Origin of the sequence: Desulfuromonas sp. AOP6, assembly GCF_009731355.2 — a bacterium.
Lineage (GTDB): Bacteria > Desulfobacterota > Desulfuromonadia > Desulfuromonadales > SZUA-540 > SZUA-540.
The window spans coordinates 1-12,921 of record NZ_AP022810.1 but is presented as its reverse complement, the minus strand read 5'-3'; the positions used below and the strand labels follow the sequence as shown (position 1 = coordinate 12,921).

10 protein-coding genes are annotated in these 12,921 nt (G+C 42.0%); all 10 read right to left on the bottom strand.

What is annotated here, in order from left to right:
* Nucleotides 1-19: 19 nt before the first annotated feature.
* The 10 genes from nth to dnaA all read right to left on the bottom strand — a co-directional run bounded on the left by nth (nt 20) and on the right by dnaA (nt 12,720).
* Nucleotides 20-670 (bottom strand): endonuclease III, encoded by a 651-nt coding sequence (gene nth, locus AOP6_RS00050; RefSeq protein WP_155874614.1) that lies wholly within the window; start codon nt 668-670, stop codon nt 20-22.
* Between the two features lie 89 nt (nt 671-759).
* Entirely contained in the window at nt 760-1,494 is a 735-nt protein-coding gene (locus tag AOP6_RS00045; RefSeq protein WP_155874613.1) for an endonuclease/exonuclease/phosphatase family protein, read from the bottom strand.
* A 59-nt stretch (nt 1,495-1,553) separates the two neighbouring features.
* Nucleotides 1,554-2,123, bottom strand: a complete 570-nt coding sequence (locus AOP6_RS00040; protein WP_155874612.1) for a peptidylprolyl isomerase — start codon at nt 2,121-2,123, stop codon at nt 1,554-1,556.
* Between the two features lie 16 nt (nt 2,124-2,139).
* Complete coding sequence (locus AOP6_RS00035) at nt 2,140-3,141, bottom strand: NAD(P)H-dependent glycerol-3-phosphate dehydrogenase (protein ID WP_155874611.1); 1,002 nt, start codon at nt 3,139-3,141, stop codon at nt 2,140-2,142.
* A 13-nt stretch (nt 3,142-3,154) separates the two neighbouring features.
* On the bottom strand, nt 3,155-3,928 hold the full coding sequence (locus tag AOP6_RS00030) for a tetratricopeptide repeat protein (RefSeq protein WP_213194658.1): 774 nt from the start codon (nt 3,926-3,928) through the stop codon (nt 3,155-3,157).
* Between the two features lie 37 nt (nt 3,929-3,965).
* Nucleotides 3,966-6,470: a DNA gyrase subunit A gene (gene gyrA / locus AOP6_RS00025; protein WP_155874609.1), complete on the bottom strand. Its 2,505-nt coding sequence runs from the start codon at nt 6,468-6,470 to the stop codon at nt 3,966-3,968.
* Between the two features lie 32 nt (nt 6,471-6,502).
* Nucleotides 6,503-8,890 (bottom strand): DNA topoisomerase (ATP-hydrolyzing) subunit B, encoded by a 2,388-nt coding sequence (gene gyrB, locus AOP6_RS00020; protein ID WP_155874608.1) that lies wholly within the window; start codon nt 8,888-8,890, stop codon nt 6,503-6,505.
* Between the two features lie 18 nt (nt 8,891-8,908).
* The gene (recF, locus tag AOP6_RS00015) at nt 8,909-9,979 is read right to left on the bottom strand and encodes a DNA replication and repair protein RecF (protein WP_155874607.1); all 1,071 of its coding nucleotides are present in this window, start codon (nt 9,977-9,979) and stop codon (nt 8,909-8,911) included.
* 9 nt (nt 9,980-9,988) lie between these two features.
* Nucleotides 9,989-11,107 (bottom strand): DNA polymerase III subunit beta, encoded by a 1,119-nt coding sequence (gene dnaN, locus AOP6_RS00010; RefSeq protein ID WP_155874606.1) that lies wholly within the window; start codon nt 11,105-11,107, stop codon nt 9,989-9,991.
* Nucleotides 11,108-11,358: 251 nt separating this feature from the next.
* Nucleotides 11,359-12,720, bottom strand: a complete 1,362-nt coding sequence (dnaA, locus tag AOP6_RS00005; RefSeq protein WP_155874605.1) for a chromosomal replication initiator protein DnaA — start codon at nt 12,718-12,720, stop codon at nt 11,359-11,361.
* Nucleotides 12,721-12,921 lie beyond the last annotated feature (201 nt).

Below are 12,921 nucleotides of genomic sequence, written 5' to 3'. Positions count from 1 at the left end.
GTAGGCAGAAAAAACTGCCTCAGCGTGACCGCGTTACGCCATGTCGGGGACAACGGCTCAGCAGGGGGCAGGTCGAGCATAATGGGGTAGGCGCCTTACAGAAGCTTCTGCCGTGAAAAATAAGGATATGACTGGTCATAGTCCACTTTTCTGACGGCAATAGCGCACACAGATCCTGCTCAACAGCCTCCGGTGTTAAAGCGGTCGTCCAGCCAAGGCGTCGCGATACGCGACCCACGTGGGTATCGACGACCATGGCAGGGATGTTGAAGGCATTACCCAGCACCACATTCGCTGTTTTCCTTCCCACTCCTGGCAAGACCACAAGCTCGGCCAGTGTTTGTGGAACAGCGCCCCCATGCGTTTCCAGCAATACCTTGGCTGAACCCTGAATACCCTTGGCTTTGTTGCGGAAAAAACCAGTAGACCGCACAGCGTCCTCCAGGTCTAGCAGATCTGCCGCAGCAAAGGCCTCCATATCCGGAAATTTCCTGAACAGTGTCCGGGTGACCTGGTTGACCCTGACATCGGTGCACTGGGCCGACAGGATGGTCGCCACCAGAAGTTCCCAGGGGTTTCGATAATAGAGGGCGCAGTGGGCCTCGGGATATATTTCTTCAAGGATCGCCAGAGTTTCCAGTGCCTGCGACTGTCCCCTTTTTTTCGCCATCGTGCGAAATCCTCCAACCTAACCCTAGCTCGATGCACTCATCAAACCCGCCTTTTCTTTTTTTCCGTGGGCAGTGCGCGGCCTTGTGCCTAACCTGGGGCGACTTCCATGCCGTTTCTCTTCATTTTTTTTAGATGGAGATACTGCCGGGGATCCACGACATGCAGCGTGTACGTCATGGGGAGATGGGAGGAAGCCTGCCTGGCCATCCCGGTGCGTGAGACCACGGCATCGATCACTCGCAGGTCGCCACGCAGGTAAGCACGATCCCGGCCGAAGAGGGGCAGACGCGAGGGGTAGGTAGAACCCCACCATGGTCTCTTGGCCCTTTGCAACTCAAGATTCAAGGCCATGTTTCCGGCTCCAAGCCAGAAGTCTGCAAAATCGCCGAGAATGAGGGTTGGACAGCAGAGATGACAGCTTCCGAGAAGATCCGGCCCCAAAAGGCTTGCCACCTGGAACCGGCGGCGGACCGAATCGGCGGTTAGCTGGACATTAAAAAGGTGGAGTCTCTTTCCCGAAAGAGTGGCGTCGGCTTTTGTACAACAACCGCCCTCCCCCAGATCGTAGGCAGAAACTCCTTTTAGCGGATAATAAGAAAGAAAAGCGCTACCGCTACAACGAAGGTTGCCAAAGGCTTCCATCCCCAGACGGGAAGAAAGATATTTCAACTGGTCCCCGTTTTCGCCCCTGTCAATATCCTGGAGGGCGACAATATCCGGGGCCGCCTCGGCAATGACCTCGGCTATCCTCCCGGGGTCTTTGCGGCCGTCGGTTCCCACGGCCTTGCGGATGTTGTACGTCATGATCCGTACAGTGGTCATTGACTGCCTGCGCCTCTTTCCCTGAGCACCTCCGGGACGATCAAGGCCGGATCAAACTCTCAGTCTTCAGATACTTTTCTAATCGACAGAATTTTCACGGTTTTCACTGGAAGATTCTGAAACCTGGCCCCTGCTGCTGTCGTTTTTTCAGCAGCAATGGCGTCCACTACCTCCATCCCCTCTGCCACCTTGCCAAAAACGGCGTATCCATAGGCAGACGGCAGTTTGCTCCGATGATCGAGGAAGGTGTTGTCCTTGAGATTGATGAAAAATTGACTGGTGGCACTGTCAACCACTTGGGTCCTGGCCATGGCGATGGTCCCGCGTCGGTTCAATAAACCATTGTCTGCTTCGTTTTTAATCGGAGCCTTGGTGGCCTTTTGTTCCAGGCCTTCATCGAAACCGCCGCCCTGAATCATAAAACCGGGAATGACCCGATGGAAAATCGTTCCATCATAAAAGCCGCTTTCCACGTAACCGAGAAAATTCTCCACCGTGGCTGGAGCTTTATCCGATGCAAGTTCCACCTTGATGGAACCACGATTTGTCTCGATCAGAACCAGCGGCGCCGCCACGCCCGTCGTGGAGGCGAGAATAAGAGCAAGCAAGCCCACAAGCAGGGTTTTCATTTGTCTTTCCTTCAAATTAAACGGCCTCGGATTTGAGTTCTCTCTGCATCAGGTCGATGACCGCCTGCCTGGGGTTCTTGTTTTCATACAGGATCAGGTACATCTGCTCGGTGATGGGGGCCTCCACCTGAAGCTTTTTGGCCAACTGATAGGTCGAAAGAGTCGTTTTCACCCCTTCAGCCACCATCGTCATTTCCTGCAAAATGTCGTTCAGCGTACGGCCCTGGCCCAGGGCATAACCCACCGAACGGTTTCTCGATAGATCCCCGGTGCAGGTAAGAACGAGATCTCCCATGCCAGCCAGGCCGGCAAAGGTGGCAGGGTCAGCTCCCATGGCGGCGCCTAGGCGGTTCATTTCAGCCAACCCCCGCGTGATAAGAGCCGCCCTGGTATTGTAACCAAATCCCAGACCATCGGATACACCCGCGGCCAACGCCATGACATTTTTCAGTGCTCCTCCTAGTTCCACACCGACGACATCCTTGTTGGTATAGACCCTGAAATAGTCTGTACTGAAAATTTCCTGTACTTTTTTGGCTATGGCTGGATTTTCTGCCGCGACGGTAACGGCGGTTGGTAGTTCTGCCGCGACTTCCTTGGCGAAAGATGGTCCGGACAGATAGGCGGTCAGTTTCCTGATATGGCCCGGAAGCACCTCTGCCAGCACTTCTGACATGATTTGCAGGGTATTATTTTCGATCCCCTTGGAAGCGGAAACCATCAAGGTGTCTGGATCAATGGCCTCGGCGGCCTCCTCCATAACTCGACGCATGACCTGCGATGGTGGCACCAGCAATAAAAGATCTTTTCCAGCAGAGACTTTGCCAAGCTCTGCCGAAAACGTCATATTTGAGGAGAGGGTACAACCTGGTAGGTACAGATCGTTGATCCGTGTTTCCCCCATCCGCTCCACCAGGTCTTTTTCGTAGGCCCAAAGAGAAACGGCATAGCCTTTTTTGGCCAGGAGATTGGCCAGTGTTGTCCCCCAACTTCCCGCCCCAATGACTCCAATATTCATCGTTTAGTCCTGTTCAGATGGCCTTTTTTTTCTTGCGGATGCGCTCCTCGACCTGCTCGATCCTTTTCGCGAGGGCATCCTCCTTGGGATAGATACCTTTGAGCTTCTGAAGTACCGTCAGCGACTCTCGCAGTCGTTCCTGCTCCTCGAGAACTGTTGCCAGACCGAAGCGTGCTTCTAATGCAAAAGGGTCATCGGGGTAGGCCTCAATGACCTCCTTAAAAATTTTTTCAGCCTTTTTAAATTGCCCTTCCAGGGAATAGGCCAAGGCTATCCGGTATTTCACCTCTGAGACAAGATTACTTTCCCCATAGCTTTTTACAAGGCTTTCAAACTCAATGCGGGCCTGTTCATAGTTGTTGAGACGAAAATAGGCATCTCCTATTTCATACTGGATGCGGTCGGCATCCGCCACGCCGCGATCAAGAAGTTTCTGGTAGGCAACAATGGCTTTAGGATAATCCCTGAGACGATTTTTGTATATATCCGCAACCTGGAACTGTGCCTTTTGTGCCCAGACCTGCTCATCATAGTCCCGAGCAACCATCAGAAAGGCCAGAATGGCTTCATGGTACTTTTTCAGATAAAGATTAAGAATGTCTGCGGATCGGTACAGCGCCTCCGCTGCCTTTTCATTTTCTGGATATTTTTTATAGACGCGCCGGAATGAACGCTCTGCTTTTTCATACTCACCGCTCTGAAAATATCGCTCGGCTTTGCTGAAAAGTCGTTCCTGCCTGCCCTCCAGGCCGACATAAAACCAGGTGGTGGCAAACAGCAGGATCAAGGCGAGAAAAACGCCTAAAATCAAGCGGAAAGGGAATCTAGATTTCCTCCTCTGCCTCCTGATCTCCTCCCTCAAAAGCTTCTTCTTCAGCCTCTGTATCTCCATTTTCCTCATCCTTCTCAGCAAGTTTGGCGACAGCGACGATCCTTTCTTCCGGCTCAAGCACCATCAGACGCACTCCCTGAGTGTTGCGTCCAATTACCGACAGGGCGGCAACACTGGTCCGCAGGACTTTACCCCTATCCGTGATGAACATAAGGTCAACATCATCGCTAACTAGTTTGATATCTATTACCTTGCCGTTTCGCTGAGATGTTTTGATGGTAATGATGCCTTTTCCGCCCCGGCTCTGAATGCGGTATTCGTCAAGATCGGTCCTCTTCCCATATCCATTTTCGGTCACGGTCACCAAAGTCGAGGCTGTTGTGTCCGTCACCACTTCCATTCCGATGATGTGATCGTCTTCTTCGAGCATCATGCCACGGACACCTCGGGCCGAGCGGCCCATGGAACGGACGCCGGACTCGGGGAAACGAATGGCCTTACCGTTACGACTGGCCAGAAGAATATCCATGGTTCCATCGGTCAGTCGGGTCGAAACCAGACGGTCCCCTTCATCGATGGTCAAGGCGATAATGCCGCCCGAACGCGGATTGGAGTAAGACATCAGGTCCGTTTTCTTCACGATGCCATGGCGCGTTGCGGTGATGATGTATTTGCCCTCGGTGAATTCCTTGACGGGAAGAATGGAAGTCACCTGCTCTTCCTGCGAAAGCTGCAAGAGGTTGACGATCGCCTTGCCGCGAGAAGCTCTTCCGCCCTGCGGAATTTCATGGACCTTGAGCCAGTACACCTTGCCCTGATCGGTAAAGACCAAAACATACGAGTGGGTCGAGGCAATAAACAGTCGATCGACAAAATCTTCGTCTTTTGGCTTTATGCCAGACTTCCCCTTGCCCCCCCGCCTCTGGGCACGGTAAAGAGAAACAGCATTTCTTTTGATATAACCTGAATGGGTGACTGTCACAACCATGTCTTCTTCCACGATCAGATCTTCCAGGGAAAGATCTCCAGTCATCGGGACAATTTCGGTTCTTCTTGGATTGGCGAATTTCTCTTTTACCTCAAGAATTTCCTCCCGAATAATCTTGTAAATCTCCACCTCGCTGGCCAGAATTTCCTTGAGCCTGGCGATAAGGGCAAGAATATTGCGGTACTCTTCCAGTATTTTTTCTCTTTCGAGGCCAGTCAACCGATGCAGGCGCATATCAAGAATAGCTTGTGCCTGGATATCGGAAAAGGCGAATCGCGCCATCAATCTTTCCTTGGCTTCCGGCGAATTCATCGACGTTTTGATAATCTCTATCACTTCGTCAAGATTATCCAGGGCGATCTTGAAACCTTCGAGGATATGGGCCCTCGCTTCCGCTTTCTTGAGTTCAAATATGCAGCGGCGAGTAACGACCTCCTTGCGGTGATCAAGGAAATGGTCCAGAACATCCCGAAGGGAAAGAACTTTGGGTTGCCCTCCGACAATAGCCAGCATAATGATGCCGAAGGACGACTGCATGGCGGTCATCTTGTAAAGCTGGTTCAGAATGATTGTAGGAATGACGTCTTTCTTCAACTCAATGACAATGCGCATGCCATCGCGGTCGGACTCATCCCTTAGATCTGAAACTCCTTCCAGTTTTTTATCTTTGACCAGCTCGGCAATTTTTTCGATAAGTCTGGCCTTATTGACCTGGAACGGAATTTCGGTGACGATGATCGCTTCTCTTCCTGTCCGTTTGTCTTTTTCGACCAGCGCCCGCGCCCGCATCTTAATGATACCGCGGCCGGTACGATAAGCCTCCCTGATACCTTCCAGACCGAAAATAAAGCCTGCGGTTGGAAAATCAGGACCTGGAATAATTCGCATGAGATCATCCATATCCATGCGAGGATCATCAATGATCGCCACCAGTCCATCTATGACTTCACCAAGGTTGTGGGGGGGGATCTTGGTGGCCATGCCAACCGCTATTCCTTCAGAACCATTGACCAGCAGATTGGGAAATTTTGCTGGAAGAACGAGCGGCTCAACCATCGAATCATCGTAGTTTGGACCAAAATCGACGGTTTCCTTGTCTATGTCGGCCAACAGCTCGTGGGCCAACCGATCCATCCGTATCTCGGTATAACGCATGGCCGCGGCCGAATCGCCATCAACGGAGCCGAAATTCCCCTGACCATCGACAAGAGGGTGACGCATGGAGAAGTCCTGAGCGAGACGCACGATGGTATCATAGACCGCTGAGTCTCCATGGGGGTGATATTTACCAATAACGTCACCAACAACTCGAGCAGATTTTTTGTAAGGCTTATTATAATCATTGCCAAGATCATTCATGGCAAATAGGACGCGCCTGTGAACTGGTTTTAATCCATCACGAACATCAGGGAGAGCGCGTCCAATGATTACGCTCATCGCATAGTCCATATAGGACTTGCGCATTTCATCTTCTATATTGATTGTCACTTTATTATGTTCAGATAACATCGTTCCTCCAGGAAGCCGTCCTTAACAAAGAATCAAATATCGAGATTCGATACATTCAGGGCATTATTTTCAATAAATTCTCTTCTCGGTTCGACCTGGTCTCCCATCAGAACCGTAAATATTTCGTCAGCTTCAACCGCATCTTCAACCTTTACCTGTAGCAAAACGCGCTTATCAGGATCCATGGTCGTTTCCCACAGTTGCTCCGGGTTCATTTCTCCCAATCCCTTATATCTCTGAATATATTGTCCTTTTTTAGCTCGATCCATAAAAAATGTCAGTAATTCCTGCACGCTGTCAATCTGAGCCTCTTCTTTTCCCTCAGAGGAAACAAAAGCTTTTTCATCTTTACATATATCTTCGATCTTGCGATATGCTTGCAGAAGCAGAGTATATTCATGGGAGGAAAGGATCTCTAGAATGTTCTGATCGACCCTCGCCCTGATACTGCCAAGTGTAAATAGAATTCGAGGTGGGTCACTGATTGGTTGAAAATCCGCCCGGGGTTCCAAGGCTTTTAGTCTTTCAGCCAAAGGCGTTAGGTCATCCATATCAGAAAAGCCGTTCTGTACTTTTCCATGAACAAAAACTTTAAGTAACTCTTTATTGACGCCCTTGGTAACCAACTTTTCAAAAAGGGAGTTGTAATCTATAATATTTTTCAAGGTAGGAATGATTTGTTTTCCACGTATCGCTTTTCCACTTTTTTCCATCTGAATTGTCATCCCTTCAGTACCTTCATCTAGAAGGTAATCCTGCAAAGACAACTCATCTTTAAGATAGATTTCTTTTTTGCCTCTTTTTATTTTAAAAAGAGGTGGCTGAGCGATATAGAGATAGCCTCTCTCTATCATTGCAGGCATCTGCCTGAAGAAAAAAGTTAAAAGAAGTGTTCTTATGTGTGAACCATCAACATCAGCATCTGTCATAATAATTATGCGATGATATCGCATTTTTGAAATATCAAAATCATCCTTACCAATACCAGTGCCCATGGCAGTAATAAGAGTTCTGATTTCATTGGAGGTCAACATTTTATCGAAACGTGCTTTCTCGACATTCAGAATTTTCCCTTTTAACGGCAATATAGCCTGATATCGACGGTCACGTCCCTGCTTCGCGCTTCCTCCCGCGCTGTCGCCCTCCACCAGATAAATTTCACTGAGAGCTGGATCTTTTTCCTGACAGTCAGCCAATTTGCCTGGCAATGCCAAACCATCGAGAGCACCTTTTCTGCGGGTGAGATCCCTGGCTTTCCTGGCGGCCTCTCGTGCTCTTGCAGCCTCAATTCCTTTTTCCAAAATTCTTTTGGCAATTTGGGGATTTTCTTCCAGAAAAATAGCCAGTTTGTCATTCATCATAGTTTCAACGAAACCTTTTATTTCTGAGTTTCCAAGTTTCGTTTTGGTTTGACCTTCAAACTGTGGATTGGAGAGTTTGACAGAAATGACAGCAGCCATACCTTCACGTAAATCATCACCGGAAATAGCAGTCTTTATATTTTTTAATAAATTATTGGCTGTGGCATAGGAGTTCATGGTGCGAGTTAATGCGGCTTTAAAACCTATAAGATGCGTACCACCTTCATGGGTATTAATATTATTTGCAAAGCTAAACAGCTTTTCATCGTAGCTATCGTTATATTGAATAGCCACCTCAAGATCTACGCCCTCTTTTTGACCATGAAAATATATAGGTTTTGGATGAAGGGGTGTTTTAGCCCTGTTTAAATATTCGACAAAAGAGGCAATCCCACCTTCATAATGAAATTCATGAGATTTATCGTTTCTTTCGTCGCTAATATTTATTTTTACCCCAGCATTTAGAAAAGCCAACTCCCTTAGTCTTTGAGAAAGTATTTCGAAAGAAAATTCTGTAGTTTCAAAAATTTCTCCATCGGGCCAAAATGTTATTTTTGTACCTCTTTTTTTTGTCTCTCCATCTTCTAATAATGGAGCTAAAGGGACACCTCTTTCATAAGTTTGTTTGTAAACTTTATTATTTCTACGAATTTCAAGATTTAGTTTTTCTGATAAAGCATTTACAACTGAAACACCAACTCCATGAAGTCCACCGGATACTTTATAGGTATCATTGTCAAATTTACCACCTGCATGAAGGACGGTCATAACAACTTCTGCTGCGGTTTTTTTCTGAGTTGAATGCATTTCTACAGGAATTCCGCGACCATTATCCTCAACTGTTACTGAGCCATCAACATGAATTGTAATCGTTACTTCATCACAAAATCCGGCAAGCGCTTCATCTATCGAATTATCGACTACCTCATAAACTAAATGATGTAATCCCATTGGTCCTGTCGAACCAATATACATAGCTGGACGTTTTCGCACTGCTGAAAGGCCTTCCAATACTTTTATACTGTCGGCTCCATAAACATTAGAATTTGGTTCTGTCATTTTTAAACCTCAACTAAATTAATTAATACTTCCATTTATCACTTCAAAAAATTTACTCGCCATAAAAACTTTATCTTCGAAAACATTTTTATCTGTACCCGTTAAAAAAACTTGTCCTTCATGATTAAAAAGAAATTTATAAAAATATTTTCGACGATCACTATCAAGTTCGCTTGTCATGTCATCTAAAAGCAATATTGGACAAAAACCAGTTTCATTCTTTATATCAAATACTTGTGCGGATTTGAAAGCTAACATAAATGATTTTTGCTGCCCCTGTGATCCATATTTTTTTATTAATAAATCGTTTAATAAAAAAAAAGGATCATCTCTGTGTGGACCATAAAGTGTCATCCCATAAATTTTTTCTTTTTCAATATTTTTTTCAATATTTTCTTCTAGTTTTGCCATTAAAATTTTTATATCGTTTTCATTATAGATGATATTCGGATCTTCATTATTATTAGTAATTTCTTTATAAATTTTATTAAAAATTGGTTTAATTCTGTTTATATATTTTTTTCTTTCATAATAGATATCAAAAGATGATTTTAAAAATATTTCGTTATATACATCTATATTTTTAGTGTCATTTTTTAATATCAAATTGCGTTGTTTTAAGCACTTGTTAAAAAAAATGAGTTTATTTAAATAATTTTTATCAGAAAGAAAAATAGCTCTATCTAATAGAGCTCTTCTTTGTTGGGGATAACCTTTTATTATATTTATATCGTCCGGATTAAATACTATTACTTTTAAATCACCATAATAATCATTTAAATTGGTTGGTTTTTTATCATTTATAAAAATCTTTTTAGATTCATTTTCTATTATAAGATTATATATATTATTATAATTACTAAAATTCACAGTTGAGTTAATAGATGCTTTATTTTTGTGAAATGTAATGAGTTCCGAATTTTTTGAAACTCTAAAACTTTTGAGATTAGCCAGTAAATAAATAGCCTCAATTATATTCGTTTTACCTTGACCGTTCTTACCATAAATAAAATTAAATTTTTCAGAAAAATCCAATTTTAGAGTATGTAAATTTCTGAAGTTTTTGATATTTAGGTTTTTTAAAATCATATTTTAGGATTAAATTCGCATTGGCATAACTACAGCTATATAATCTGAACTATCAACCGGGGTGAGAAGTCCTGGTGATAAATTATCCTTGATTGAAATTTTAATATTTTTATCTGTAAAACTACTCATTATATCTATGAGATACTTTGCGTTGAATCCAATTGATAATTCAGGACCATTATAATTTATAGTTAGATCTTCTTTAGCATCGCCATAGTCTGGATTAGAAGATGATATTTCTAATATATTTTCCTTGAATAAAAATTTGACCCCTTTCGATTTTTCACTTGCCAAAATAGAAATTCTTTTAAGTGCATGAAAAAATTCGTTCACATTTATTTCTATATCTATGTTGTTTTCTTTTGGAATAACGCGATCATAATCGGGAAATTCTCCATCTACTAACCTCATTAAAACCGTTGTTTTTCCCTGTATTACAACAAGATTATTATCGATAAATCCTATTTTTATTGAATTAAAACTTTCATCGACTATTTTTCTTAATTCTGTTATCCCTTTTTTAGGTATTATAATTCCTTTTTTTAATTCAGAAATATCACTTACCTCAGTATTCTTTTGAATTAAAGATAATCTGTGGCCATCAGTAGAAACAAATCTTAGTTTATTTTCGTTTTTGTAATTTATGGTTTTTACAAAAATACCGTTGAGATTATATTTCGTTTCGTCATTTGAAATAGAAAAAGAGGTTTTATCCAACATTTCTTTTATTATTTCTGAATTTACATCGAAATAGGAAATATTTTGAATTGCTGGAAAAAAAGGAAATTCATCGGATGATAATCCGACTATATTAAAAATAGATTTGTTACACTTTATTTCTATCCATGAATTATCTTTTGCTTTGAAAGAGATATCTTTATCTGGCAACTCTTTTACAATTTCATATATTTTTTTTGCCGAAACCGTTATTTTTCCATTTTGTTTTACGTCTGATTCATAAGATGTCTGCATGCCCACCTCTAAATCAGTCGCAGTAAAAATCACTTCATTGTCTTTTGCTTCGATTAACACGTTTGATAATATAGGAATAGTGTTTCTTTTTTCTACAATTCCCTGAACTTTTCCTAAACCTTTAAGAAAATGATCTTTTGAGATTATAAAATACATTTTCCCCTCCAGGAGTTTTACTCTATTATTATTATGGTTTTAAAAAGATATTATAGTAGTAGTAATAGGTGCTGTTAGTTTGTTGATATCTATAAAAAATCATTAAATTTTAGATGCTTAGAAAATTTAAAAACCTGTTGGTAAAATTTTGAAAAAATTCTCTTTTTGTTAGTAAGTATTTTTAATGACATTTTTTGTTTATAAGAAGAGAGTTGTAAACAATTTATACATTTGTTTTAAACAACATCAATCTAACTGGTTATACTGTTTCTTATATTTGATATTGTTAATCTTAATTCAATATCTTCATTCATTGCTTTTTCTATCTTTTTAATTGCGTGTATTATAGTTGAATGATCTTTTCCCCCAAATTTTTCTCCTATATCAGGAAAAGAGCATGACGTTAGTTGTCTTGATAAATACATTGCTATTTGTCTAGGCAGAACAAGATTTTTTAGTCTTTTTGATGATTTCAAATCAATAATTTTTAAATTAAAATATGCTCCTACTATTTTTTGTATTTCTTCAACTGTTATTTCTTTATTTTTCTCAACAAGTATATCTTTTAAAACTTCCTTGGCCATAGTAAGCGTTACTGGTGTTGCTGTTAAACTTGCGTAAGCACCTAATCTTACTAAATATCCCTCTAATTCTCTGACATTGCTACTTATTGAATTAGATAAGAATAAGGCAACATCTTCTGGAAGATGTATTTTATTTTGTTCTGCCTTCATTTTTAAAATCGCTTGTTTTGTTTCGATATCAGGAGCTTGTATGTCAGCAATTAAACCCCATTCGAATCTTGATCTTAATCGTTCTTCTAAACCTGGTATTTCTTTTGGAAATTTATCTGATGTGACAACTATTTGTTTGTGAGATTCATATAAAGAGTTAAAAGTGTGAAAAAATTCTTCTTGTGTTCTTTCTTTACCAGCTATAAATTGAACATCATCTATTAAAAGAACATCCATACTTCTGAATTTATTTCTGAATTCATCCATCTTAGCGTATCTGAGAGAATTTATTAATTCATTCATAAATTTTTCAGAAGTGTAGTAACACACTTTCATAGAAGAATTTTCAGATATGATTTTATTTCCTATTGCATTTATAAGATGGGTTTTACCGAGGCCCACACCACCATATATAAATAGAGGGTTATATGTTGTGGCAGGATTGTTTGCAACTGCCATTGCAGCTGCCGATGCAAATTGATTTGATGAACCAGAAACAAATTCCTTGAAAGTGTATTTTGGGTTAAGGTTTATCGCCCCATTCCACGTTTTTTTTTTTTTTTGAACTTGTGTTTCGTTTTCTGATTTTATTCCCTCTTTATCTGTATCTTTAACAAGATTGTTTTTCTGCTCTTTTGGTGCATTTCCCACCTTTATTTTGACCTGATAAGGAATAGCTCCAATATTTTCTAATGAATTTTTAATTAAATAGAGATAGTGCTCTGTAATCCAGTCCAAAATAAAGCGGTTCGGAACCTCAAGCTTTACTAGATCTTTATCTACGCTTATGAAGCGGATAGGTTTTATCCAGGTGGAGAAATGCTGGGGCGGCAGTTCTTGTTCCAATAGCCCTAGTGTTTCTCGCCAAAGTTTATTCATGGCTGGTTACTTCACTTGTATTTAGAATGAGGAATGGAGGGAGAGGATATTAACAGGGTTTTCCACAGCTGTGAATATCTCTAAAACATGTAACATGAAAGGCCTTTTTGCGCTGTTTTTCTTTTATGGTGTTAGTGAAACTACCAAAGGTGTTGAATCTTTGCAAGAATTTTTTGGTCTGGGGTATTCAACGCAACGGGA

Coding starts and splice junctions, on each gene's coding strand:
- nth (WP_155874614.1), bottom strand. CDS start 670: ATGGCGAAAAAAAGGGGACAGTCGCAGGCACTGGAAACTCTGGCGATC.
- AOP6_RS00045 (WP_155874613.1), bottom strand. CDS start 1,494: ATGACCACTGTACGGATCATGACGTACAACATCCGCAAGGCCGTGGGA.
- AOP6_RS00040 (WP_155874612.1), bottom strand. CDS start 2,123: ATGAAAACCCTGCTTGTGGGCTTGCTTGCTCTTATTCTCGCCTCCACG.
- AOP6_RS00035 (WP_155874611.1), bottom strand. CDS start 3,141: ATGAATATTGGAGTCATTGGGGCGGGAAGTTGGGGGACAACACTGGCC.
- gyrA (WP_155874609.1), bottom strand. CDS start 6,470: ATGTTATCTGAACATAATAAAGTGACAATCAATATAGAAGATGAAATG.
- gyrB (WP_155874608.1), bottom strand. CDS start 8,890: ATGACAGAACCAAATTCTAATGTTTATGGAGCCGACAGTATAAAAGTA.
- recF (WP_155874607.1), bottom strand. CDS start 9,979: ATGATTTTAAAAAACCTAAATATCAAAAACTTCAGAAATTTACATACT.
- dnaN (WP_155874606.1), bottom strand. CDS start 11,107: ATGTATTTTATAATCTCAAAAGATCATTTTCTTAAAGGTTTAGGAAAA.
- dnaA (WP_155874605.1), bottom strand. CDS start 12,720: ATGAATAAACTTTGGCGAGAAACACTAGGGCTATTGGAACAAGAACTG.